The sequence below is a fragment of the Rhodococcus sp. F64268 genome (assembly GCF_023015605.1).
Taxonomy (GTDB): domain Bacteria; phylum Actinomycetota; class Actinomycetes; order Mycobacteriales; family Mycobacteriaceae; genus Rhodococcus.
Genome location: NZ_JALKAI010000007.1, coordinates 149,609 through 170,438 on the forward strand (window position 1 = coordinate 149,609; position 20,830 = coordinate 170,438).

The following is a 20,830-nucleotide window of genomic DNA, read 5'->3' on the forward strand; positions in this document are numbered from 1 at the left end:
CAACTATAGGATGGTCGAATACTTCCGGGTGTGGTCTGCGGCTACGCCTCGGTCATCGACACAACTATCTCAAAGGACTGGTCGACATGAGCGTTCGAGAACTCACCCATTTCATCGGCGGCAAGCATGTCGCCGGGACGTCCGGACGATTCGGGGACGTCTTCGAACCCAGCACCGGTGAAGTCCAGGCGCGCGTCCCGCTCGCCACGAAGGCGGAGGTCGAGGCCGCCATCGTCAACGCCGAAGAGGCACAGAAGGAATGGGGCTCGTGGAACCCGCAGAAGCGGGTCCGTGTGCTGATGCGATTCGTCCAACTCGTGCAGGACAACATGGACGAACTTGCCGCGTTGCTCTCGAGCGAGCACGGCAAGACCATCCCCGATGCGCGCGGCGACGTTCAGCGAGGGCTCGAAGTCATCGAGGTGTGCCTCGGTGCAGCACACATGCTCAAGGGTGAATTCACCGACTCCGCCGGCACCGGCATCGACGTCTACTCGATGCGGCAACCCCTCGGTGTCGTCGCCGGGATCACCCCGTTCAACTTCCCCGCGATGATCCCGCTGTGGAAGGCCGGCCCGGCCCTCGCCAGTGGCAATGCCTTCGTCCTCAAGCCTTCCGAGCGTGACCCCTCGGTGCCGTTGCGTCTGGCGGAACTGTTCCTCGAAGCGGGCCTGCCCGCCGGGGTGTTCAACGTCGTCAACGGCGACAAGGAATCCGTCGACGTCCTGCTCGAAGATCCGCGCATCAAGGCCGTCGGGTTCGTCGGGTCCACGCCGATCGCGCAGTACATCTACGAAACCGCCGCGAAGAACGGCAAGCGCGCCCAGTGCTTCGGCGGCGCCAAGAACCACGCGATCATCATGCCCGACGCCGACATGGACCAGGTCGCCGACGCGCTCGTCGGCGCCGCCTACGGGGCCGCAGGCGAACGCTGCATGGCCTTGTCCGTCGCGGTGCCCGTCGGTGAGGAGACCGCAGACCGGCTCGTCGCCAAGCTCACCGAACGTATCGCGGATCTGCGCGTCGGTCCCGGTACCGACGAGAAGGCCGACTTCGGTCCACTCGTGACGGCCGACGCACGCGACCGCGTCCACGGGTACATCGCCAAGGGCGTCGAGGAAGGTGCCGAGCTCGTCGTCGACGGTCGTGATTTCGTCCTCGCGGGTCACGAGAACGGCTTCTTCTCCGGCCCCACCCTGTTCGACAAGGTCACCCCCGGTATGTCGATCTACCTCGAGGAGATCTTCGGGCCCGTCCTGACAGTCGTGCGCGCCGCCGACTACGAGGAAGCATTGCGTCTGCCCACCGAACACGAATACGGCAACGGCGTCGCGATCTTCACCCGCGACGGCGACACCGCCCGCGACTTCACTCGCCGCGTCGAGGTCGGCATGGTCGGCGTCAACGTCCCGATCCCCGTCCCGATCGCGTACTACACGTTCGGCGGCTGGAAGGCATCGGGCTTCGGCGACCTCAACCAGCACGGCCCCGATGCCTTCCGCTTCTACACCAAGACCAAGACCGTCACGCAGCGCTTCCCCTCCGGTGTCAAGGAAGGCGACATCGAGGGCGCCCACGTGGCCGACACCGACCACTTCGTCATCCCGACCATGGACTAGGCGGCACCGACAATGTTCGCACTCACCGACGACGATCGGGCGATCCGCGACACCGCCCGCGACTTCGCCACCGAGTACCTGGCTCCGAACGCGGTCGAATGGGACCAGGAGAAGCACTTCCCGGTCGACGTGCTGCGCAAGGCCGCAGCACTCGGCATGGGAGGAATCTACGTTCGAGAGGACGTCGGCGGGTCCGGGCTGCGACGCCTCGACTCCGTCCGCATATTCGAGGAACTCGCCAAGGGCTGCCCGTCGATCGCCGCATACATCTCGATCCACAACATGGTGGCGTGGATGATCGACAAATACGGCAACGACGAACAGCGTGGCCGGTGGCTGCCGAGCCTGTGCTCGATGGAGCACCTCGGCAGCTATTGCCTCACCGAACCGGGTGCCGGTTCGGACGCCGCTGCCTTGAGCACCAAGGCCGTCCGGGACGGCGACGAGTACGTACTCAACGGTGTCAAACAATTCATCTCGGGTGCAGGCACATCCGACGTGTACGTGGTGATGGCCCGCACCGGCGACACCGGCGCCCGCGGAATATCCGCGTTCATCATCCCGAAGGACACCCCGGGGCTGTCGTTCGGCGCCAACGAGAAGAAGATGGGCTGGAACGCCCAGCCCACCCGACAGGTGATCTTCGAGGACGCCCGCGTTCCCGCGGAGAATCTCCTCGGCGAGGAAGGCGGCGGCTTTCGGATCGCGATGCACGGGCTCAACGGCGGACGACTGAACATCGCTGCGTGTTCGGTCGGCGGCGGCCAGACCGCTCTCGATCGGACAGTCGCATATCTCGCTGAGCGCAAGGCATTCGGTGAGCGGCTGCTCGATGCGCAGGCGCTGCAGTTCCGGCTCGCCGACATGCGCACCGAACTGGAAGCGGCGCGCACCCTGTTGTGGCGGGCCGCCGACGCGCTCGACACCGAGGCCGCCGACGTCGTGGAACTCTGTGCGATGGCGAAGCGGTTCGCGACCGACGCGGGTTTCGCCGCGGCGAACGAGGCCCTGCAGTTGCACGGCGGATACGGTTACCTTGCCGAGTACGGGATCGAGAAGATCGTGCGAGATCTGCGCGTTCACCAGATCCTGGAAGGAACCAACGAAATCATGCGGCTGGTCATCGCGCGGAGCGTGGTGGCGGCGGCCCAGACAGGAGCGGCATGACGGGGAACGAACCCGAGATCCTCATCGAGGCGAAGAACGGGCTCGGCCGGATCACTCTGAACCGGCCGAGGGCGATCAACGCGCTCAACCACACCATGGTCCAAGCGATGGCCGAGGCGCTGCTCGAATGGTCCACCGACGACACGATCCGGACCGTTGTGGTCTCCGGCGCAGGCGAACGTGGTCTGTGCGCGGGAGGTGACATCGTTGCGATCTACCACGATGCGAAAGACGGTGGCACCGGCACACAGGAGTTCTGGCGCGACGAGTACATCCTCAACGCCGCGATCGGCCGCTACCCGAAGCCGTACGTCGCGATCATGGACGGCATCGTGATGGGCGGCGGCATCGGGATCTCGGCGCACGGCAACGTGCGGATCGTCACCGAACGTTCCTCTCTGGCAATGCCGGAGGTCGGAATCGGGTTCATTCCCGACGTCGGCGGAACCTACCTCCTCTCGCGAGCCCCGGGGGAGCTGGGCACACACATCGCCCTGACCACCGGGCGAATGAAGGCGGGCGACGCGATCGCACTCGGGTTCGCCGACCACTTCGTCCCGTCCGAAGCACTCGACAAGTTCGTCACCGCGCTCGAATCGGGTTCGGTCGAAGAGGCGCTGGCCGAATACTCGCAGCCCGCACCGGAATCGGACGTGCTCGCGCAGCAGAGCTGGATCGACGCGGCCTACTCCGCCGACAGCGTTCGCGCGATCGTCGAACAACTCCGTGCCAGTGATGTTCCCGACGCTCAGGCCACAGCCGAGACGATCCTCGGCAAGTCTCCGGTCGCGCTCGAGGCGACCTTGCGGTCGTTGCGGCACGCCCGGCAGCTCGACACCCTCGAAGAGGTCCTCAACGAGGAGTACCGAGTGTCGCTCGCGTCGTTGAAGACCCATGATCTCGTCGAAGGAATCCGCGCGCAGGTGGTCGACAAGGACCGCAACCCCGCGTGGAGCCCCGCGACCCTCACCGACGTCACCGACGCGGACGTCGACGCCTACTTCCAGCCGCTCGGTGATCTCGAACTCGGGCTCGCCGTCCCTGAAGGAGATCGATAGATGAGCACTCTCCCCAGCGTTGCCTTCCTCGGACTCGGGCACATGGGCGGCCCGATGGCCGCGAACCTGGTGAAGGCCGGCTACGCCGTGACCGGATTCGACCCGGTCCCCGCCGCTGCGGAACAGGCCACCAAGGACGGCGTCACCATCGTCGCCTCGGCGGTCGAGGCCGTGGGCAACGCGGACGTCGTCGTCACCATGCTTCCCAACGGCAGGCTCGTGCTGGACCTCTACGACGAGATCCTGCCCACCGCGAAGGCCGACACCCTGTTCGTCGACAGCTCCACCATCGACGTCGCCGACGCTCGTGAGGCCGCATCCCGCGCACAGGCAGCGGGACACCGCGCCATCGACGCACCCGTGTCCGGCGGTGTCGCCGGTGCGACTGCGGGCACCCTCGCGTTCATGGTCGGCGGATCCGAGGACGATTTCGGGTCGGCGCAGCCGTTGCTCGAGGTCATGGGACGCAAGGTCGTGCACTGCGGCGGTTCGGGCAACGGCCAGGCCGCGAAGATCTGCAACAACATGATCCTCGGTGTGTCGATGATCGCGATCAGCGAGGCGTTCGTACTCGGCGAGAAGCTCGGCCTCGACAACCAAGCCTTGTTCGACGTTGCCTCCAACGCGTCGGGACAGTGCTGGGCACTGACGAGCAACTGCCCGGTGCCGGGCCCGGTCCCGACGACTCCGGCGAACAACGACTACCAACCCGGATTCGCTGTCGCACTCATGGACAAAGACCTTGGCCTGGCCTCGAATGCGGTCCGCACCAACGGTGTCGATGCGGAACTCGGTCTGCGCGCGGCGGAGCTCTACCACCGGTTCAACGAGGGTGGCGGCGGTGGTCTCGATTTCTCTGCGATCATCAACGACATCCGTACCCGTTCGACAGAAGAGGACAGCAAGTGAGCGAGTTCGAGACCATCCTGCTCGACCGTAAGGGCCGAGTCGGAATCATCACGCTCAACCGGCCGAAGGCGCTCAACGCCCTCAACAGCCAGTTGATGCACGAGGTCGTTGCGGCAGTCGAGGAGCTCGATGCCGACGCCGAGATCGGAGCGATCCTGCTCACCGGTTCCGAAAAAGCCTTCGCCGCCGGCGCCGACATCAAGGAGATGGCGCCCAAGACGTTCAGCGAGGTGTACGGGGAGGACTTCTTCTCCGAGTGGGACCGCCTCTCGGCCGCACGCACCCCGATCGTCGCCGCGGTCTCCGGCTACGCGCTCGGTGGCGGCTGCGAACTCGCGATGCTGTGCGACTTCATCATCGCCTCCGACACCGCGAAGTTCGGGCAGCCCGAGATCAACCTCGGCGTCATCCCGGGTATCGGTGGCTCGCAGCGACTGACCCGCGCCGTGGGCAAGGCCAAGGCGATGGAAATGGTTCTCACCGGTCGCAACATGGACGCAGAGGAAGCCGAACGCGCCGGGCTCGTGTCGCGGATCGTGCCGGTGGCCGAGCTGTTCGACGCCGCGCTCGAGACGGCGACGACCATCGCCTCGAAGTCGTTGCCCGTTGCGATCATGGCGAAGGAAGCGGTCAACCGCGCGTTCGAGACCACGCTCGCCGAGGGTGTGAAATTCGAACGCCGCGTGTTCCATTCGACGTTCGCGACCGCCGACCAGAAGGAAGGCATGGCCGCGTTCATCGAGAAGCGCGCACCGGAGTTCAAGCACGCTTGATCGTGCGGATTCGGTAGAGACGAGTGAGGGCCGCCCCGACCGGGGCGGCCCTCACTGCTCGTTCACCACTTCGTCGGCGTGCCACCTGTGTCGAAATCACCTGCGTCGTGGCGCATCACGGACAGGACTCGGAGCAGTTCGTCGAGGTCTGCCTCCGGGATGCCGGGGCGTGCGAACACCTCGGCATTGAGCTTCTCCGTTGCCTCGACGGCGAGCGTGCGCCCGGCATCGGTCAATTCGATCAGTGTGGCGCGACGATCGCTCGGATGCGGCGTGCGTCGAACGAGGCCTGCGCCTTCGAGTCGGTCGACGGCGTTGGTGACGCTGGTCGGGTGCACCTGTAGTCGAGCACTGGCCTTGGCCATCGGAAGCGCCCCCGACTTCGTGAAGTGCAGGAGAGTCAGCAGTTCGTAGCGTGCGAACGTCAGACCGAACGGTTTGAGGACCTCCTCGACGCGGGCGATCATGATCTGCTGGGCCCGCATAACCGAGGTCACAGCGGCCATGCCGTCGGCGACCTCGCCCCAGCCGTGGAGGGTCCACTGGCGGTGGGCTTCGGCGATGGGGTCGAGCGGAAGTGGTGCGGGCATACTTTCGATCATCCCACGTCGGAGCGGCTGTCAGGCGAACTGCTCCTCGAGGTGGTCGAGAAACGCCATCGACTCGTCGTAGTCTGCGCGGATCGCCCAATACGGCATGTCGTAGGCGTGTCCGGCGGCGAATGCGGGAAGGGCGGCATAGATGGGGTTGGCCTTCAGTTCCTCGACGGACGGGCCGGGACCGTTGAACCCGGTGACGAACACCGACGGGGTGGTCACGACCTGCCCGATGGTCTCCAGGGAGACTTCGAACATGTCGCCGCCTTCCGTGTAGGGCTCGGCGCCGCTGTCCGCGAACACGGGGGCCGGTTCGAACCCGAAGTCGGCGAGATCGGCGGGCAGCCCCATGTTCTCGATCAGGACGTACGGAGTGCCGTCCGCCGTGATCGTGACGTACGAGACCGGGTTGGGCGGTGGTGTGATCGACTCGATCACCTCGGTCCTGCGGTCCTCGTACTCCTGCGTCAGCTGCGTGAGTACGTCGGACTGGTCGAACACGTCGTTCGCGAGGTACCCGAACTGTTCCTGCCAGGTCTGGAACTGCCGGTCCACGAGCACGGTCGGGGCAACCGTGGTGAGGTTGTCGTAGGCCTCCGAAGCCTGAAGGTACGGGAACCCGACGCCGCCCGCGATGATGAGATCGGGATTCATCGCTGCGATGGCCTCGATATCGAAGCCGTCTACGGACCACGGAAGGAATTCGGTTCCGGCAGCCTCTGCATCGTCCGCCCAGAACTCCGAGAAGGTTCCCGCCACGTCCGCGTCCTCGGGTGTGACGCCGACGATGGGAACATCGAGGTGGTAGAGGTAGCCTGCCAGCGCGTAGTTCAATACGACGACGCGTTGCGGGTCAGCCGGAATCGTCACCTCTCCCATAGGGGTTGCGACGGCGCGGGTCTCCTCCGCGGAACTCCGCTCCGCCGTGTCCGCCCCCGTGTCCGTCCCCGAATCCTGTCCGCACGCCGTGAGTGCGAACGCTGTCAACACCGCGGCGCACAGCGGGATGATCCTTCTTCGAATCGACACGTGCACAACACCTCCTGAACCGCGGCGTCTCCGCGAGAAGGTCAGGCTAACCGAAGTATCGGTCGACTGCACCGTCCCCGTCTCGTTCGAGAGTGACGGAGAGTCGTTCCGGCACCGTCGGTCAGCTCCGAATCTGCGCTCGGTGACGTGTAGGTGTCGGCTCGGTGAACGGCGGCTTCACCCGCGGTGACCAACATCTGCGCACGTCAGGCGCGCATACTGTCGGCGCTAGAGTGCGCGGGTGCACATTCTGTTCGTCTGTAGCGGGAACGTGTGCCGCTCCGTGATCGCCGAGCGGCTCACGCTCGCATACGCCGCCGAACGACAGATCAGCGGACTCACCGCCGAGAGCGCCGGGACCCGGGCACTTGTCGGGTTCCCGATCGAACCGCGAGCCGCCGCGGTGATCGAGGGACTGGGCGGTCACGTGACCGAACGGCGAGCACGCCGCGTCGATTCGGACATGATCGCACGGGCAGCGCTGGTGCTCACCATGACCGGTGACCAGCGCGACCGGGTCAGCGCACTGGCCGCGGGTTCATCGATGAAGTCGTTCACCCTCACCGAGGCGCACCGGATCGCCACCGTGACCGGAGCCGACACCGTCGCGAGGCTCGACGCCTATCGCTCCACCAGCGATGCCGACGGAAGTCCGGGGATCCCCGACCCGGTCGGGCTGTCGGAACGCAAGTTCGTCGAGACGGGGGACCGGATCGCGGCGGCCCTGTTTCCGTTGCTCGACATCCTCACCACGCGTCACGCCGGGAACGACCCGGCCGTCGCCGGGTGGCGTATTCAGCGGTATGCGTAGTCGGGGAAATGTTCGTCGACGGCCTCGGCGCACAACCCGAATTCCTCGAGGGTGTACCGGTGTGCGGGCTTGCGGGATCCGCTGCGGCTCTCGGCATGAATCGCCGTCATCGCACGCTCCGCCTCGATGGTGAGGTCGGTGTCGAGCCGGTCGTAGATGCCCCTGATCGTCTCCAGCGGATCGGCGACGAAGTCCCGGTAGTCGACGTCGACGAACTGTGCGGGGTCGTGTCGCGACCGGGCCTCGGTGAACGTTGCGTAACCCCGTGACCACAGGTCGAGTTGACTGCGGCCGATGGTGTCGCCGACGAATGTCTCCGACCACCCCTCGGTCGCCTGGGCGGCAAGGCTGCAGACCGAAGGGATGACCGTGCGGGGGTCGCGATGCGTGACCACGACGAGGGCATCCGGGTAGACCGTGAGCAGTTCGTCGAGGGCGAAGAGGTGGCTCGGGTTCTTCAGCACCCATCGCTTGCCGGCGTCGGGTAGGCCGATCAGTTGAAGATTGCGTCGATGGCGCGCATACGCATCGGTCCAGTCCTGACCGGCGAGCCACTGCGAGTAGGTGGGCAGATGAGCGAGGCATTCGTACGAGATCGACCGGAACGACTGGCGCAAGAGTTGCCAGCATTCCTCGACCTCGGCGGCCGACATGTAGTGCACACCCATGAACTCCGGGTGCTCGACGTGATGCTGGGAGAACGCCGACTCGATCCCGGCGAACACCGGATTGTCGCCCCAGGACTCGCGGGGCGGGCGCGGTTGCGGCATCTCGGTCAGCCACATCTCGAGACCCTGGTGGGCAGGGTCGGCGGTGAGGAGGCGATGCAGTGCGGTGGTGCCGGTGCGAGGCAGGCCCGTCACGAAGATCGGTCGCGTGATCTCGACGTCTGCGTGCGCGGGGTGCTGAGCCCACGCGGTCTCGGACAACAGCCGCGCGACGAGTGCTCCGCGCAGAAACACCCGCGACATCTTGCTGCCGAGTGGGGTGAGTTTCTCGTCGCGCTCGTACGAGTCGAGCAGGACGCCGAGTGCCTCGCTGTAGTTGTCGGTTCCGAAATCGGTCAGGCCCGTCAGGCGCGTTGCGGACTCGTGTAGCGATTCGGCGGTGCCGATCGTGGTGCGTTCGGTCATGATCAGTCCCCGTCAGTGGTGGTATTCGCCGCAGTTGACGTCGAGGCACTGGCCTGTGATCGCCGATGCCATCGGCGAGGCAAGGAAGATCACAGCATCGGCGATCTCCTCGACGGTGGGCAGGCGCTTCAGATCGCTCGCGGCCGCGGTGTGGTCGTAGATCTGGTCGACCGTCATGCCGTACTTCTCTGCCTGATGCTCGAAGTAGCCGCGCAGAATCGGGCCCCAGATATATCCTGGGGCAACGGAATTGACGCGAATCCCTTTCGGTCCGAGTTCCGTCGCAAGCGACTGTGACGATGCGAGTAGTGCGGACTTCGCCAGCTTGTAACTGCCGTAGCGCTCTTGGGAATGCCGAAGGACCATCGAATTCACATTCACCACAGAACCTTTCGCGGTTCCGAGTAGGTCGGTGAACAGTCCGGTCAGTCGGAGCGCGCCGAGCACGGTGAGTTCGATGCTGTCACGAATATGTTGAAAATCGGTGCGCACCAACGATTTCATCGCGGGAATCGAGAACGCGTTGTTCACCAGGGTGTCGACCTGCCCGAACTCGTGCGCCGCGACCTGTGCGAGGTGGGCGGCCGAGTCGTCATCGGTGATATCGGTGGGGACGGCCACCGCGCGGCGGCCCAGCGCGGTGACCTCCGCCGCGACCTGTTCGAGTCGTTCCGGGGTGCGAGCGGCCAGAACGACATCGGCGCCGTGCTCGGCGCACCGTACCGCGAGTGTGCGGCCGAGGCCGGGGCCGACACCCGAGATGACGACCACCTGATCGCGCAGGAGGCCCGCCGGGGCGCTCACGCGAGCATCCGATCCGCTATGCCGCTCCGGCGGGCGGCGATGCGCGCCGCCCAGTCGTTCGGCGTGATGCGATTCGACCCATGGAACGGCAGCAGCTCGGGCACTCGGTCGACTGCGACCACTTCGGCAACCGGACCCTCTCCGGGTCCCGGGTGGCGGTCGAGGCGCTGCCAGCGGAACTGCAGGATGCCGCGGTCGTGACCGACGGTCTCGACCCAGTTGGTCACCCCCGGATTGCGGTTCGAAACGACGATCCGGATGATTCCATCGGGATCGACCTGTGCCTGGGAGTTGTTGAGCGACGTCTGGTGACCGGTGTAGTCGAGCGAGACGTACCACAGACTGCCGAGCTGGAAGCCCAGGTAGGGGGCGTCCGATGCGGGCAGCGTGATGATCATCGCCTCGTCGTCCGAGAGCTCGAAATGACCGACCGAGGAGTACTGGGTATCGAGCCCACCGGGCGTGCGACGCGGCTCGGTGAGGGTGTTGACGGGAAGATCCAGATAGAACCACTGAGGAAACTGCAGCCATGTCTTCACACGCGACACCAGGGCGCGGGCGGCGCGCTCGTACCGTCGAGAGACGTCGTCGCGAGTGGGGGCGGGTGCGGGAGTACCCAAGGTGTCGAGCCGGTCGATGCGGAGCGTTCCGCGCTGCTGGGTCCAATCGCTGTAGACCTCCCGGACGACGAGCTGCGACGAACCAGGGGACAGGTGGAAGTAGTTGCGCGTGGGATCTTCGGGGCCGGGCCCGAACCGGATCTCGAAGGTGTCGTCGTCCGCGATGCGGATCGCGCGATCGTCGAACGCTGTCACATTGCCGGGCACGTTCGTATCGGTGTAATTACCGGCCATCACCTGGAAGCTCAGATCGCAGGTGGTGCCGCGACGTCCTGTAACGACGTACTCGGCGTTGTCCCGCACGGGAGCGCCCCAGTACAGAGTGTCGGGATTGTCGAGACCCATCTTGGCGTAGGGACCGGTGCCCGTGATGAATGTCGGATGTGTACTGCTGTGCACGAACGCGGCGTGCACGCACGCGGAGATTCCCCCGGCGAGGTACTCGTAGCCCTCCGTCAAGTCTTGTTCGGTGCGGATGTGCGGTGCGGTGGCCACGAGTTTCTCGGCTTCGGCGATGGCCGCTGTCAGTGGATCGGTGAGCACGCGGTTCTCCTGAACGTCCGATGTCTACCGCTGCGGTGAGCTTCTTCCGCAGCCGACAATAGAACGCGTTCTAGTAACTGGTCAACGGTCGCGGGTCCCGGCGAGCAGGAACCATGGTTTTGTGGAGTGCATGACCGACGACGCAGCCCTGGCCACCGAGATCGCCGCGGGCGCAGGAGAACTGTTGCTGACCATTCGCGCAACTGCACGGTACGAACACTACGGGCGCGAACTCGGACGCCGTGGTGATCACGCTGCGAACGCATACATACTCGAGCGGATCGCGTCTGCGCGACCCGGCGACCTGGTGCTCTCGGAGGAATCGGCCGACAACCCGGCGCGCATCGACGCGGAGCGGGTATGGATCATCGATCCGCTCGACGGCTCGAAAGAATACGGCAGGCCCGGCTACATCGATTGGGCAGTCCACGTTGCGTTGTGGCAGGCAGGAAAGGGACTCACCGCCGCGGCCGTCGCGCAGCCCGCGATCGGGGCCGTCTACTCGACGAACGACGAACCGGCCCTCGCCCACGAACCCCTCGGACGGTACCGGCCCTCCATTGTGATCAGCGGCAGCCGTCCTCCCGCGTTCATCGGTGAGGTCGCGAGGAAGGTGGGCGCCGACCTCGTACGTATGGGATCTGCGGGGGCCAAGGCCATGGCGGTCCTACGCGGCGAAGCCGACGCGTACGTGCATGCAGGGGGCCAATGGGAATGGGATTCGGCTGCACCCGTCGCGGTCGCGCAGGCTGCGGGCATGTTCTGCGCCCGAATCGACGGCGCCCCCCTCGAATACAACAGGCCCCATCCGTACCTGCCCGATCTGGTGATCTGCCGCCCGGACTGGGCTCCCACACTCATGGCCGCCGTGTCCGAACACGCGGACGAGCCCACCGACAGTGCTCGGGTGGCGATGGCGCGCGCCTACATTCGCTCGCTCCTGAGCCACGATGCAACGCATGTGCGGCTCGCTGAAGACGCATGGCGCGTCGAAAACGGGCAGCGTACCGGCGACAGCGGGACCGAAATCCGAGACCGCCTGGAGAACGGGGCGGAGTACCGGTCGCTCCGCCGGGTGCGCGAGTTGACGTTCCACGAATGGCACCACGACGTCGTTGCCCGCTTTCTGCTCGACATCGCTGCAGGTCCGGACCGGACGACGACGGTTTCGGTCGTCGAGCATTTCCACATCCCCGCAGGCGATATTCGGTCGATCGTCGCGATCATCGAACCCAATCCGCCAATCAGTTGAACCTTTGAGCTACTTTCGAAAGCGACGAATAGTGCGCAAAGCGATACAGATCAGAATCAGGCGGTGCCATGACAGCTTCACTCGATATCGGCGACGGAATTCACGCGATCCCCGTTCCCGTTGCTGACCTCCCGGTCGGCGACACCCAGGTCTACGCGATGGAATCCCCGCGCGGCGTGGTTCTGGTCGACGCCGGCTGGAACAACGACACCTCCTGGAACGCATTGCAGCAGGGGCTTGCCACCGCAGGCTTGTCCGTGACCGACGTCGAAGGCGTCGTGGTCACCCATTTCCATCCCGACCACGTAGGCCTCACGGCGCGTCTCCGCGAGGCCTCCGGTTGCTGGGTGGGAATGCACGAATCGGACTTCGAGCAGCTCGGCCACATGATGTCCGATGCCGATTGGAGCGAACGCGCTGTCGAGCAATGGCGCATCGCGGGAGCCCCACCCGAGCAGATCGAGGAATACCTCGCCGACTCGGGCAAGGGTGAGGGCAAACCGGAGGCTGCACCCGATCGCAGACTCACCGACGGGGAGATCATCCCGCTCACCGGACGCACGCTCCGCACCGTGTTCACGCCCGGCCACACTCCCGGGCACGCGTGCTTCTATATCGAGGAACACGAGATCCTGTTCAGCGGCGACCACGTGCTCGCCAAGACCACACCGCACGTCGGTGAATTCGATTTTCCCGTTGCGGAGCGGGATGCGCTCGGCGAATTCATCGAGTCGCTGGGTGCGGTGGGGAAACTTCCTGCGCGGCGTACTCTTCCTGCACATCGCCAACCCATCGACGACCTTGCGGCCCGGACGGCGGCACTGGTCGAACACCACGAGGAGCGCCTGGACGACCTCTACGAATCGCTGGGTGACGAAGGGCTCACGCTGTGGGAGGCCACGTCCCGCATGAAGTGGTACCGGCCGTGGGACGAGACACCGGCGCGCGGTAAGCAGATGGCGATGTCCGAAGGGTCGGCGCACCTGCGTCACCTCATCGAACGTGGACGTGCTCGACTCGTACCCGGCAGTCATCCCGCCCGTTTCGTGCGGGTCTGAGGATCCACCGGAACGAGTTCGCCCCCCGCCTCGTAATGAAGCGGGGGGCGTCGTGGTGCCCTCGGCAGGATTCGAACCTGCGACTTCTTGCTCCGGAGGCAAGCGCTCTATCCCCTGAGCTACGAGGGCAATCCGGGCCCGCTGGGTGACCAGTGGTGCGGGAGTCAGCCTAGCGCATTGTCGGCTCAACACCACATCGGCTGGTCAGGGCCGGTTTACTGACCCAGGCGGGGGTACGCCGGACCATCGATCAGTTCATCGGGAGTGGCTCGGCACCGCGCTCGGCCAGCATCGACGTCATCAGCTCGGACTCGCTGGTCTGTGTGTCGACCATCTTCTGAGCCAGGCCCCGAACGACCGATTCGCTCGCGTACTGCGCGCCGTATTCCATCATCGGCAGCCCACCCTCGTGGTGACGCAGCATCAACTGCAGGAACAGCACATCCTGCTCGATACCGGTCGCCGCGCGCAGGTTCGCGAGATCCTCGGAAGAGGCCATCCCCGGCATCATGGCCATTCCGTCGGAACCTGCCTTCGAGTCGGATCCGTGGCCCTCGCCCGTACTCGCGTGCGAATGACCGCTGTCCTCGCTCATCCAAGTCATGTAGGGGCCTGACGGCAGCGGTGGCTGCCCCCACATCGTGAGCCAGCCCTCCATCTGTCCGACCTGATTCTGCTGGGTCGTGAGGATGTCGTAGGCGAGATTGCGAACGTATTGATCCTGCGAGCTCGTCACCGCAATCGCCGACATCTCGATCGCCTGGTTGTGATGAACCGTCATGTCCTGGCAGAACCCGACATCCACCGAACCTGCCGTCGGATCCGCCGGCCGCGAGTCCTCGAGGGGGATCCGCGCGAGAAACCCGAGCAGGAAGCCGACCGCCAGCACAGCGACCGCAGCGAGCACCAGCAGCATCCGACGGTTCCCGGTCCCGTGGGCGGGGCCGGTCGAGTCGCGCGTCAGATCGTCCGGGATGTTCATCGTCAGCTCCCTGCCGGTGCCTGCATGTCGGCGGGAATCTGCTCGGTGCCGTCCGCGGTGCCGCCGTCCATCGGTACCGCGTCGGGGCCGGGTGCGGACGCATCGAACGGAGGCGGATTCGCGGGATCGAACGACGACGGCAGCGTCGAGCAGCTCGCACCGATCTCGGGGTAGGTGTACCGGTTCAGGCGCAGTGCTTCGATGAAGTGATCGATGCGCTCGTCATCGACGCTGTCGACCTTGAGCTGGTGACCCCACGACTGCAACGAGATCGGCGTGTCGAGTCCGGGGTACGGCGACATCGACATGTACGTGCGTCCGTCGACCTTCGCCGCGAGCGTCTCGATTGCTGCGTCGTCGAGGAGATCGGGGTTGTAGGCGATCCAGACTGCACCGTGCTCGAGTGAATGGACCATGTTCTCGGTGCGAACGGCCTGCTCGTACACGGTCCCTGTGCAGGTGGCCCAGATCGCGTCGTGCGGTCCGCCGAACGGCGGGTTCTGGTCGTAGGCCACCCGTTGGGTGGGAGCTACGTGCTGGCCCGCCGGATACTCGATATTGACCACGCCGTCGATGGCCAGCGACGGGTCCTGGTTCTCCTCGGTCGGCACCCAGGCCGACAACTCCTGCTTGTCCTGGTACTGCGGAATGATGCTGACCGCGATCACAGCGACCAGTGCGACGACAGCGACGATGCCACCGATCGTCAGCCACGGAATCTGACGCTGCTTCGGGAGGCCTTTGGCCCCGCCACTGTTCTTCTTGGCGGCCTGGATGGCCTTCGACGATTTTGCGCCGGTGTTCTTCTTGCCGGAACTGCCGTTGCTCGGACCGCTGGGCATCGCTGGGTGCTCTTTCGACGGATGGACAGGCGAACGTGCGCACCATCGGGTACGACACATCGTCAACTCTACGGGCGCCGGCAGCGGGGGACCGTCCGCACCTTTACCCCGCAGCCAATAGGATGAACACCTGTGACTCCTGCCGATCTTGCCGAATTGCTCCACGGAACCGCCGCGAGAGTGCTCGCCGACCGTGACCTCGACGCGTCTGTACTGCCTGCGACCCTCACTGTCGAGCGGCCTCGCAACCCCGAGCACGGCGACTACGCAACCAATGTCGCGATGCAGGTTGCCAAGAAGGTCGGCGTGAATCCCCGTGATCTCGCGACGTGGCTCGCCGAAGCGCTCACCGCCGCCGACGGCATCGACTCCGCCGATGTGGCAGGCCCCGGCTTCCTCAACATCAGGCTCGCGGCCGACGCACAGGGTGCGATAGTCGCCAAGGTGCTCGGGGAGCGCGACGCGTACGGCAGCGCCGACGTCCTCGCGGGCACGAAGATCAACCTCGAATTCGTCTCCGCGAACCCGACCGGCCCCATCCACCTCGGCGGCACCCGCTGGGCGGCGGTCGGTGATGCGCTCGGCCGCATCCTCACCGCGCAGGGCGGAGAGGTCACCCGCGAGTACTACTTCAATGATCACGGCGCGCAGATCGATCGTTTCACCCGGTCGCTCATCGCCTCCGCGCTCGGCGAACCCGCCCCCGAGGACGGTTACGCAGGCGCCTATATCGTCGACATCGCGCAGTCGGTCCAGAACCAGCGTCCCGGCGTGCTCGAACTTCCCGAGGACGAGCGGAACGAAGCGTTCCGGTCGGTCGGCGTGGAGTTGATGTTCGAACACATCAAACGCACGCTGCACGAGTTCGGCGTCGACTTCGACGTGTACTTCCACGAGAACTCGCTGTTCGAGTCCGGCGCCGTCGAAAAGTCGGTCGAGACCCTCAAAGCGTCCGGAAACCTGTACTTCGACGACGGTGCGTGGTGGCTCAAGAGCACCGACTACGGCGACGACAAGGACCGCGTCGTCATCAAATCGGACGGCAATGCGGCCTACATCGCCGGCGATATCGCGTACTTCCAGGACAAGCGCTCCCGCGGCTTCGATCTGTGCATCTACATGCTCGGCGCCGACCACCACGGCTACATCGCGCGGCTCAAGGCGGCTGCCGCTGCGTTCGGCGACGATCCCGACACCGTCGAGGTCATGATCGGCCAGATGGTCAATCTCGTGCGCGATGGCCAGGCCGTGAAGATGAGCAAGCGCGCAGGCACAGTGATCACGCTCGACGACCTCGTCGAAGCCATCGGCGTCGACGCTGCCCGATACTCGCTCGTGCGCTCGTCCGTGGATCAGAGCATCGATATCGATCTGGCATTGTGGGCGTCCGCCTCGAGTGAGAATCCCGTCTACTACGTCCAGTACGCGCACGCGCGCCTGTCGTCGATCGCGCGGAACGCTGCCGACCTCGGCCTGAGCGGGGAGGGCGCCGATCTGGCCCTGCTCACCCATGACCGCGAAGGCGACCTGATCCGCACCATCGGTGAATACCCGCGGGTCGTCGCGAAGGCAGCGGAACTGCGGGAGCCGCACCGCGTGGCGCGATATCTCGAAGAACTCGCCGGTACCTACCACCGGTTCTACGACGCATGCCGCATCCTGCCGCAGGGCGACGAAGAGCCCGGCGACCTGCACACCGCTCGTCTGGCTCTGTGTGCTGCCGCACGTCAGGTCCTCGCCAACGGGCTCGGTCTTCTCGGCGTCAGTGCACCGGAGCGGATGTGAACGCGCATCCCGCGGGCCCGCGGCACGCAGAGATCCCGCACGCGCCCGGTCTGCCACAACGACCCGAGAACGCCACCGAACTGAACGAGCTCCACCGGCACGTGTGGCCGCGTAACACCAGCCGCGGTGACGACGGCGTCACCCACATCGCGGGTGTCTCCGTCACCGAACTCGCCGAGACCTACGGCACACCGCTGTTCGTCGTGGATGAGGACGATTTCCGGTCGCGGTGCCGTGAGATCGCTGAGGCCTTCGGCCCCGAAGCGCGTGTCCATTACGCGTCCAAGGCGTTTCTGTGCACCGAGATCGCCCGGTGGGTGCACCAGGAGGGCCTGTGCCTCGATGTCGCATCCGGGGGCGAACTCGCGGTAGCGCTGCGCGCAGGCTTCCCGGCTCAGAAGATCGCGCTGCACGGCAACAACAAGTCTGTGGCCGAACTGCGCACCGCCGTCGAGTTCGGCGTCGGACACATCGTGCTGGACTCGCTCGCCGAGATCGACCGCCTCGATGCCATCGCCGGTGAATTGGATGCCGTTCAGGATGTGCTGATTCGCGTCACCGTCGGTGTCGAAGCACACACCCACGAATTCATCTCCACCGCGCACGAGGATCAGAAGTTCGGTCTCTCCCTGGCGGGCGGCCACGCGATGGACGCTGTACGCCGGGTGTTCGCGGCCGACAACCTGCGCCTGGTCGGGCTGCACAGCCACATCGGCTCCCAGATCTTCGATGTCGACGGATTCGAACTCGCTGCTCACCGTGTCATCGGGCTGCTGCGCGACATCGTTGCCGAATTCGGGGTCGACAAGACCTCGCAGCTGCACATCGTCGATCTCGGCGGTGGTCTCGGAATCTCGTACGTGCCGAGCGACGATCCGCCGCCGGTCACCGACCTCGCGGCGAAACTCAACGACATCGTGCGTACGGAGTCGGCACTGGTCGGATTGCCTACGCCGACCCTTGCCGTCGAGCCGGGACGCGCCATCGCAGGCCCGGGCACCATCACCCTCTACGAGGTGGGCACCATCAAGGACGTGGCCGTCGGTGCCGGCCAGAGCCGGCGCTACATCAGCGTCGACGGTGGGATGAGCGACAACATCCGAACCTCCCTGTATCAGGCGGAGTACGAGTCGCGGCTCGTGTCGCGCAGGAGCGAAGCCGAACCTGTCGTCGCACGGGTGGTCGGTAAGCATTGCGAGAGTGGTGACATCATCATTCGAGACGCGTGGATGCCAGGCGACGTCGGTGCGGGAGATTTGCTGGCTGTCGCGGCGACCGGTGCATACTGCTACTCGATGTCCAGCAGGTACAACATGCTGACCCGCCCCGCTGTCGTGGCAGTCAAGGACGGGGTCTCTCGCGTCCTGCTGCGTAGGGAAACGATCGAAGATCTGCTGAGCTTGGAGGTTACGGAGTGACCAGCACAACGGCGGAGGGTGCATCCGGGCAGCGGCCCCTCGGTGTTGCGGTTCTCGGCCACGGCACCGTTGGTGCCGAGGTCGTCAACATCATCCGGCAGGATGCGCTCGACCTGCAAGAGCGCATCGGTGCGCCCCTGGAACTGCGGGGCGTCGCGGTGCGCGACGCATCGTCCGATCGTGGAATTCCCGCGGAGCTGCTGACGACCGATGCAGAAGCGCTCGTCCGTCGCGACGATGTCGACCTCGTCGTCGAACTCATCGGGGGTATCGAACTACCCCGCACGCTGGTGCGCGCCGCGCTCGACGCAGGCAAGTCGGTGGTCACTGCGAACAAAGCGCTCCTCGCTGCCTACACCGGTGAACTGGCCGAGGCGGCCGAGTCGCACAATGCCGACCTGTACTTCGAAGCCGCCGTCGCCGGCGCCATCCCGGTGATCCGCCCACTGACCCAGTCGCTCGCGGGCGACCGCGTCGACCGGGTGATGGGCATCGTCAACGGCACGACGAACTACATCCTGTCCGCCATGGACGAAAGCGGCGCCGAATACGAGACGACATTGGCCGAAGCAGGCCGCCTCGGCTACGCCGAAGCCGATCCGACTGCAGACGTCGAAGGATTCGACGCCGCGGCCAAGGCTGCGATTCTCGCGTCCATCGCCTTCCACACCCGCGTGACTGCTTCGGATGTCTACCGCGAAGGCATGAGCTCGATCACCGCCGCCGACCTCACCTCGGCCCGTGCGCTCAACTGCACCATCAAGCTGTTGGCGATCTGCGAACGCATCGCAGGGCCGGACGGCCGCGACCGTGTCTCGGCCCGCGTGTATCCGGCTCTCGTGCCGCGTGAACATCCCCTGGCAACCGTTGCCGGTGCGTTCAACGCCGTTGTGGTCGAGGCGCAGGCCGCCGGTCGCCTCATGTTCTACGGCCAGGGAGCCGGGGGAGCGCCCACCGCATCCGCGGTCATGGGGGATCTCGTGATGGCGGCGCGTAACCGTGTCCAGGGTGGCCGGGGTCCGCGCGAATCGAAGTACGCCAAGCTCGAGATCGCCCCGATGAGCGATATCGTCACCCGGTACTACGTCAACCTGCAGGTCGCCGACCGTGCCGGCGTGCTCTCTGCTGTCGCCGCCGAATTCGCCACGCGGGGTGTCAGTATCTCCGCTGTGCGCCAGGAGGGTGCCGGCGACGGCGCTCGTCTGGTGGTGCTCACGCACCGAGCCACCGACCGGGCGCTTGCGGACACCGTCGCCGCGCTCGAGAATCTCGAATCCGTTACTGCTGTCACCAGCGTCCTGAGACTGGAGGGATCCGCCGAATGAGTGCGGTCGACAAGAACACCACCCCCGTGCACACCCCGTGGCCGGGTCTGATCGAGGCGTACCGCGGCCGCCTCCCGATCGGTGACGACTGGAAGACGGTGACGCTGCGCGAGGGCGGTACCCCGCTGCTCCAGGCGGAACGGCTCTCCGAGCTCACCGGGTGTGAGGTGCACATCAAGGTCGAGGGTCTCAACCCCACGGGCTCGTTCAAGGACCGCGGCATGACCATGGCCGTCACCGAGGCGCTCGCATCCGGCAAGCAGGCCGTGCTGTGCGCCTCCACCGGCAACACCTCGGCCTCTGCCGCCGCGTACGCGTCGAAGGCCGGGATCGGATGCGCCGTCCTCGTCCCGCAGGGCAAGATCGCCATGGGCAAGCTCGCACAGGCCGTCATGCACGGTGCGAAGATCGTTCAGGTCGAGGGCAATTTCGACGACTGCCTGGAACTGGCCCGTAAGACCACCTCCGAGTTCGACACCATCGGTCTCGTCAACTCGGTCAACCCTGTGCGCATCGAGGGCCAGAAGACCGCTGCATTCGAGATCGTCGACGCGCTCGGCGACGCACCGGACGTGCACGTGCTGCCCGTCGGCAACGCAGGCAACATCACCGCGTACTGGAAGGGGTACTCCGAGTACTTCTCGGATGGGATGAGCACTCGTCGACCGCGCATGCTCGGCGTTCAGGCTGCCGGTGCTGCCCCGCTGGTCCTCGGTCATCCGGTCAACAATCCCGAGACGATCGCCACCGCAATCCGGATCGGTGCGCCTGCCTCGTGGAACAGTGCTGTTGCAGCCAAGGACGAGTCGGGTGGGGCATTCCGTGCGGCTACCGACGAGGAGATCCTCGAGGCCTACCGGCTCCTCGCCAAGACCGAGTCGATCTTCGTCGAGCCTGCCTCGGCAGCGTCGATCGCGGGTCTACTCGCGGCACGTAAGGAAGGCCGGCTCGAGCCCGGCCTGAAGATCGTGTGCACCGTCACCGGCAACGGCCTCAAGGACCCCGACACCGCGCTGCGCGATGTGCCCGTCGTCGAACCCATCCCGGTCGATCCCGTGGCCGTGGCATCGGCGCTCGAGCTGGCCTAGTGACCGCCTCGCCCTCCT

General features: G+C 65.7%; 19 protein-coding genes and 1 tRNA gene. 12 read left to right on the plus strand and 8 right to left on the minus strand.

Features of this window, described 5'->3' with window-relative positions; translation table 11 throughout:
• Nucleotides 1–86: 86 nt before the first annotated feature.
• Genes MWU77_RS17990 through MWU77_RS18010 form a run of 5 tightly spaced genes read left to right on the plus strand, consistent with a single transcriptional unit; the run spans nucleotide 87 to nucleotide 5,526 of the window.
• Nucleotides 87–1,619, plus strand: a complete 1,533-nt coding sequence (locus tag MWU77_RS17990) for a CoA-acylating methylmalonate-semialdehyde dehydrogenase (protein ID WP_247274397.1) — start codon at nucleotides 87–89, stop codon at nucleotides 1,617–1,619.
• 12 nt (nucleotides 1,620–1,631) lie between these two features.
• A complete protein-coding gene (locus MWU77_RS17995; protein WP_169689849.1) occupies nucleotides 1,632–2,786 on the plus strand; it encodes an isobutyryl-CoA dehydrogenase in 1,155 nt (384 codons plus the stop codon).
• Nucleotides 2,783–3,844: an enoyl-CoA hydratase/isomerase family protein gene (locus MWU77_RS18000; protein WP_169689850.1), complete on the plus strand. Its 1,062-nt coding sequence runs from the start codon at nucleotides 2,783–2,785 to the stop codon at nucleotides 3,842–3,844. Before MWU77_RS17995 ends, MWU77_RS18000 begins: the two co-directional genes overlap by 4 nt.
• Nucleotides 3,845–4,753, plus strand: coding sequence for a 3-hydroxyisobutyrate dehydrogenase (gene mmsB, locus MWU77_RS18005; protein ID WP_247274398.1), 909 nt, complete (start codon nucleotides 3,845–3,847; stop codon nucleotides 4,751–4,753). It abuts the gene before it with no gap.
• Entirely contained in the window at nucleotides 4,750–5,526 is a 777-nt protein-coding gene (locus MWU77_RS18010) for an enoyl-CoA hydratase (protein WP_169689852.1), read from the plus strand. Before mmsB ends, MWU77_RS18010 begins: the two co-directional genes overlap by 4 nt.
• Before the next feature lie 62 nt (nucleotides 5,527–5,588).
• Here MWU77_RS18010 and MWU77_RS18015 read toward each other — a convergent pair whose 3' ends face one another.
• Together MWU77_RS18015 and MWU77_RS18020 are read right to left on the minus strand one after the other, a co-directional pair.
• Complete coding sequence (locus MWU77_RS18015) at nucleotides 5,589–6,116, minus strand: MarR family winged helix-turn-helix transcriptional regulator (RefSeq protein WP_169689853.1); 528 nt, start codon at nucleotides 6,114–6,116, stop codon at nucleotides 5,589–5,591.
• A 30-nt stretch (nucleotides 6,117–6,146) separates the two neighbouring features.
• Nucleotides 6,147–7,151 carry an ABC transporter substrate-binding protein gene (locus tag MWU77_RS18020; RefSeq protein ID WP_206040299.1) on the minus strand — a complete coding sequence of 335 codons (1,005 nt, stop codon included), beginning with the start codon at nucleotides 7,149–7,151 and terminating at the stop codon, nucleotides 6,147–6,149.
• A gap of 241 nt (nucleotides 7,152–7,392) precedes the next feature.
• Between MWU77_RS18020 and MWU77_RS18025 the strand changes: the two genes are divergently transcribed.
• A complete protein-coding gene (locus tag MWU77_RS18025; protein WP_247274399.1) occupies nucleotides 7,393–7,962 on the plus strand; it encodes a low molecular weight phosphatase family protein in 570 nt (189 codons plus the stop codon).
• Here the strand turns inward: MWU77_RS18025 and MWU77_RS18030 are convergent.
• From MWU77_RS18030 to MWU77_RS18040, 3 genes are read right to left on the minus strand one after another with little or no spacing between them, the layout of a single operon-like run.
• Nucleotides 7,947–9,095: a sulfotransferase gene (locus MWU77_RS18030; RefSeq protein ID WP_169689855.1), complete on the minus strand. Its 1,149-nt coding sequence runs from the start codon at nucleotides 9,093–9,095 to the stop codon at nucleotides 7,947–7,949. The two genes, MWU77_RS18025 and MWU77_RS18030, sit on opposite strands and share 16 nt — an antisense overlap.
• 12 nt (nucleotides 9,096–9,107) lie before the next feature.
• A complete protein-coding gene (locus MWU77_RS18035) occupies nucleotides 9,108–9,899 on the minus strand; it encodes an SDR family oxidoreductase (protein WP_247274400.1) in 792 nt (263 codons plus the stop codon).
• The gene (locus MWU77_RS18040) at nucleotides 9,896–11,062 is read right to left on the minus strand and encodes a hypothetical protein (protein ID WP_169689857.1); all 1,167 of its coding nucleotides are present in this window, start codon (nucleotides 11,060–11,062) and stop codon (nucleotides 9,896–9,898) included. The genes MWU77_RS18035 and MWU77_RS18040 overlap by 4 nt, the downstream gene beginning before the upstream one ends.
• 130 nt (nucleotides 11,063–11,192) lie before the next feature.
• Here MWU77_RS18040 and MWU77_RS18045 point away from each other — a divergent pair, with 130 nt between their 5' ends.
• Entirely contained in the window at nucleotides 11,193–12,314 is a 1,122-nt protein-coding gene (locus MWU77_RS18045) for a 3'(2'),5'-bisphosphate nucleotidase CysQ (RefSeq protein ID WP_247274401.1), read from the plus strand.
• A gap of 68 nt (nucleotides 12,315–12,382) precedes the next feature.
• A complete protein-coding gene (locus tag MWU77_RS18050; protein ID WP_247274402.1) occupies nucleotides 12,383–13,372 on the plus strand; it encodes an MBL fold metallo-hydrolase in 990 nt (329 codons plus the stop codon).
• Nucleotides 13,373–13,425: 53 nt separating this feature from the next.
• On the opposite strand, the gene MWU77_RS18055 is transcribed toward MWU77_RS18050, so the two are convergent.
• The 3 genes from MWU77_RS18055 to MWU77_RS18065 all read right to left on the minus strand — a co-directional run bounded on the left by MWU77_RS18055 (nucleotide 13,426) and on the right by MWU77_RS18065 (nucleotide 15,196).
• Nucleotides 13,426–13,501 (minus strand) — tRNA-Arg (locus tag MWU77_RS18055).
• Between the two features lie 121 nt (nucleotides 13,502–13,622).
• Nucleotides 13,623–14,354 (minus strand): DUF305 domain-containing protein, encoded by a 732-nt coding sequence (locus tag MWU77_RS18060; RefSeq protein WP_169689860.1) that lies wholly within the window; start codon nucleotides 14,352–14,354, stop codon nucleotides 13,623–13,625.
• Between the two features lie 2 nt (nucleotides 14,355–14,356).
• Nucleotides 14,357–15,196 (minus strand): DUF3105 domain-containing protein, encoded by an 840-nt coding sequence (locus MWU77_RS18065; RefSeq protein ID WP_169689861.1) that lies wholly within the window; start codon nucleotides 15,194–15,196, stop codon nucleotides 14,357–14,359.
• A 132-nt stretch (nucleotides 15,197–15,328) separates the two neighbouring features.
• Between MWU77_RS18065 and argS the strand changes: the two genes are divergently transcribed.
• The 4 genes from argS to thrC are packed head-to-tail and all read left to right on the plus strand — an operon-like array spanning nucleotide 15,329 to nucleotide 20,812.
• Nucleotides 15,329–16,981, plus strand: a complete 1,653-nt coding sequence (gene argS, locus MWU77_RS18070; RefSeq protein ID WP_169689862.1) for an arginine--tRNA ligase — start codon at nucleotides 15,329–15,331, stop codon at nucleotides 16,979–16,981.
• Nucleotides 16,978–18,399, plus strand: coding sequence for a diaminopimelate decarboxylase (gene lysA, locus MWU77_RS18075; protein ID WP_169689863.1), 1,422 nt, complete (start codon nucleotides 16,978–16,980; stop codon nucleotides 18,397–18,399). The genes argS and lysA overlap by 4 nt, the downstream gene beginning before the upstream one ends.
• Nucleotides 18,396–19,724: a homoserine dehydrogenase gene (locus MWU77_RS18080; protein ID WP_169689864.1), complete on the plus strand. Its 1,329-nt coding sequence runs from the start codon at nucleotides 18,396–18,398 to the stop codon at nucleotides 19,722–19,724. Before lysA ends, MWU77_RS18080 begins: the two co-directional genes overlap by 4 nt.
• Entirely contained in the window at nucleotides 19,721–20,812 is a 1,092-nt protein-coding gene (gene thrC, locus MWU77_RS18085; protein WP_247274403.1) for a threonine synthase, read from the plus strand. Before MWU77_RS18080 ends, thrC begins: the two co-directional genes overlap by 4 nt.
• Nucleotides 20,813–20,830: the final 18 nt, after the last annotated feature.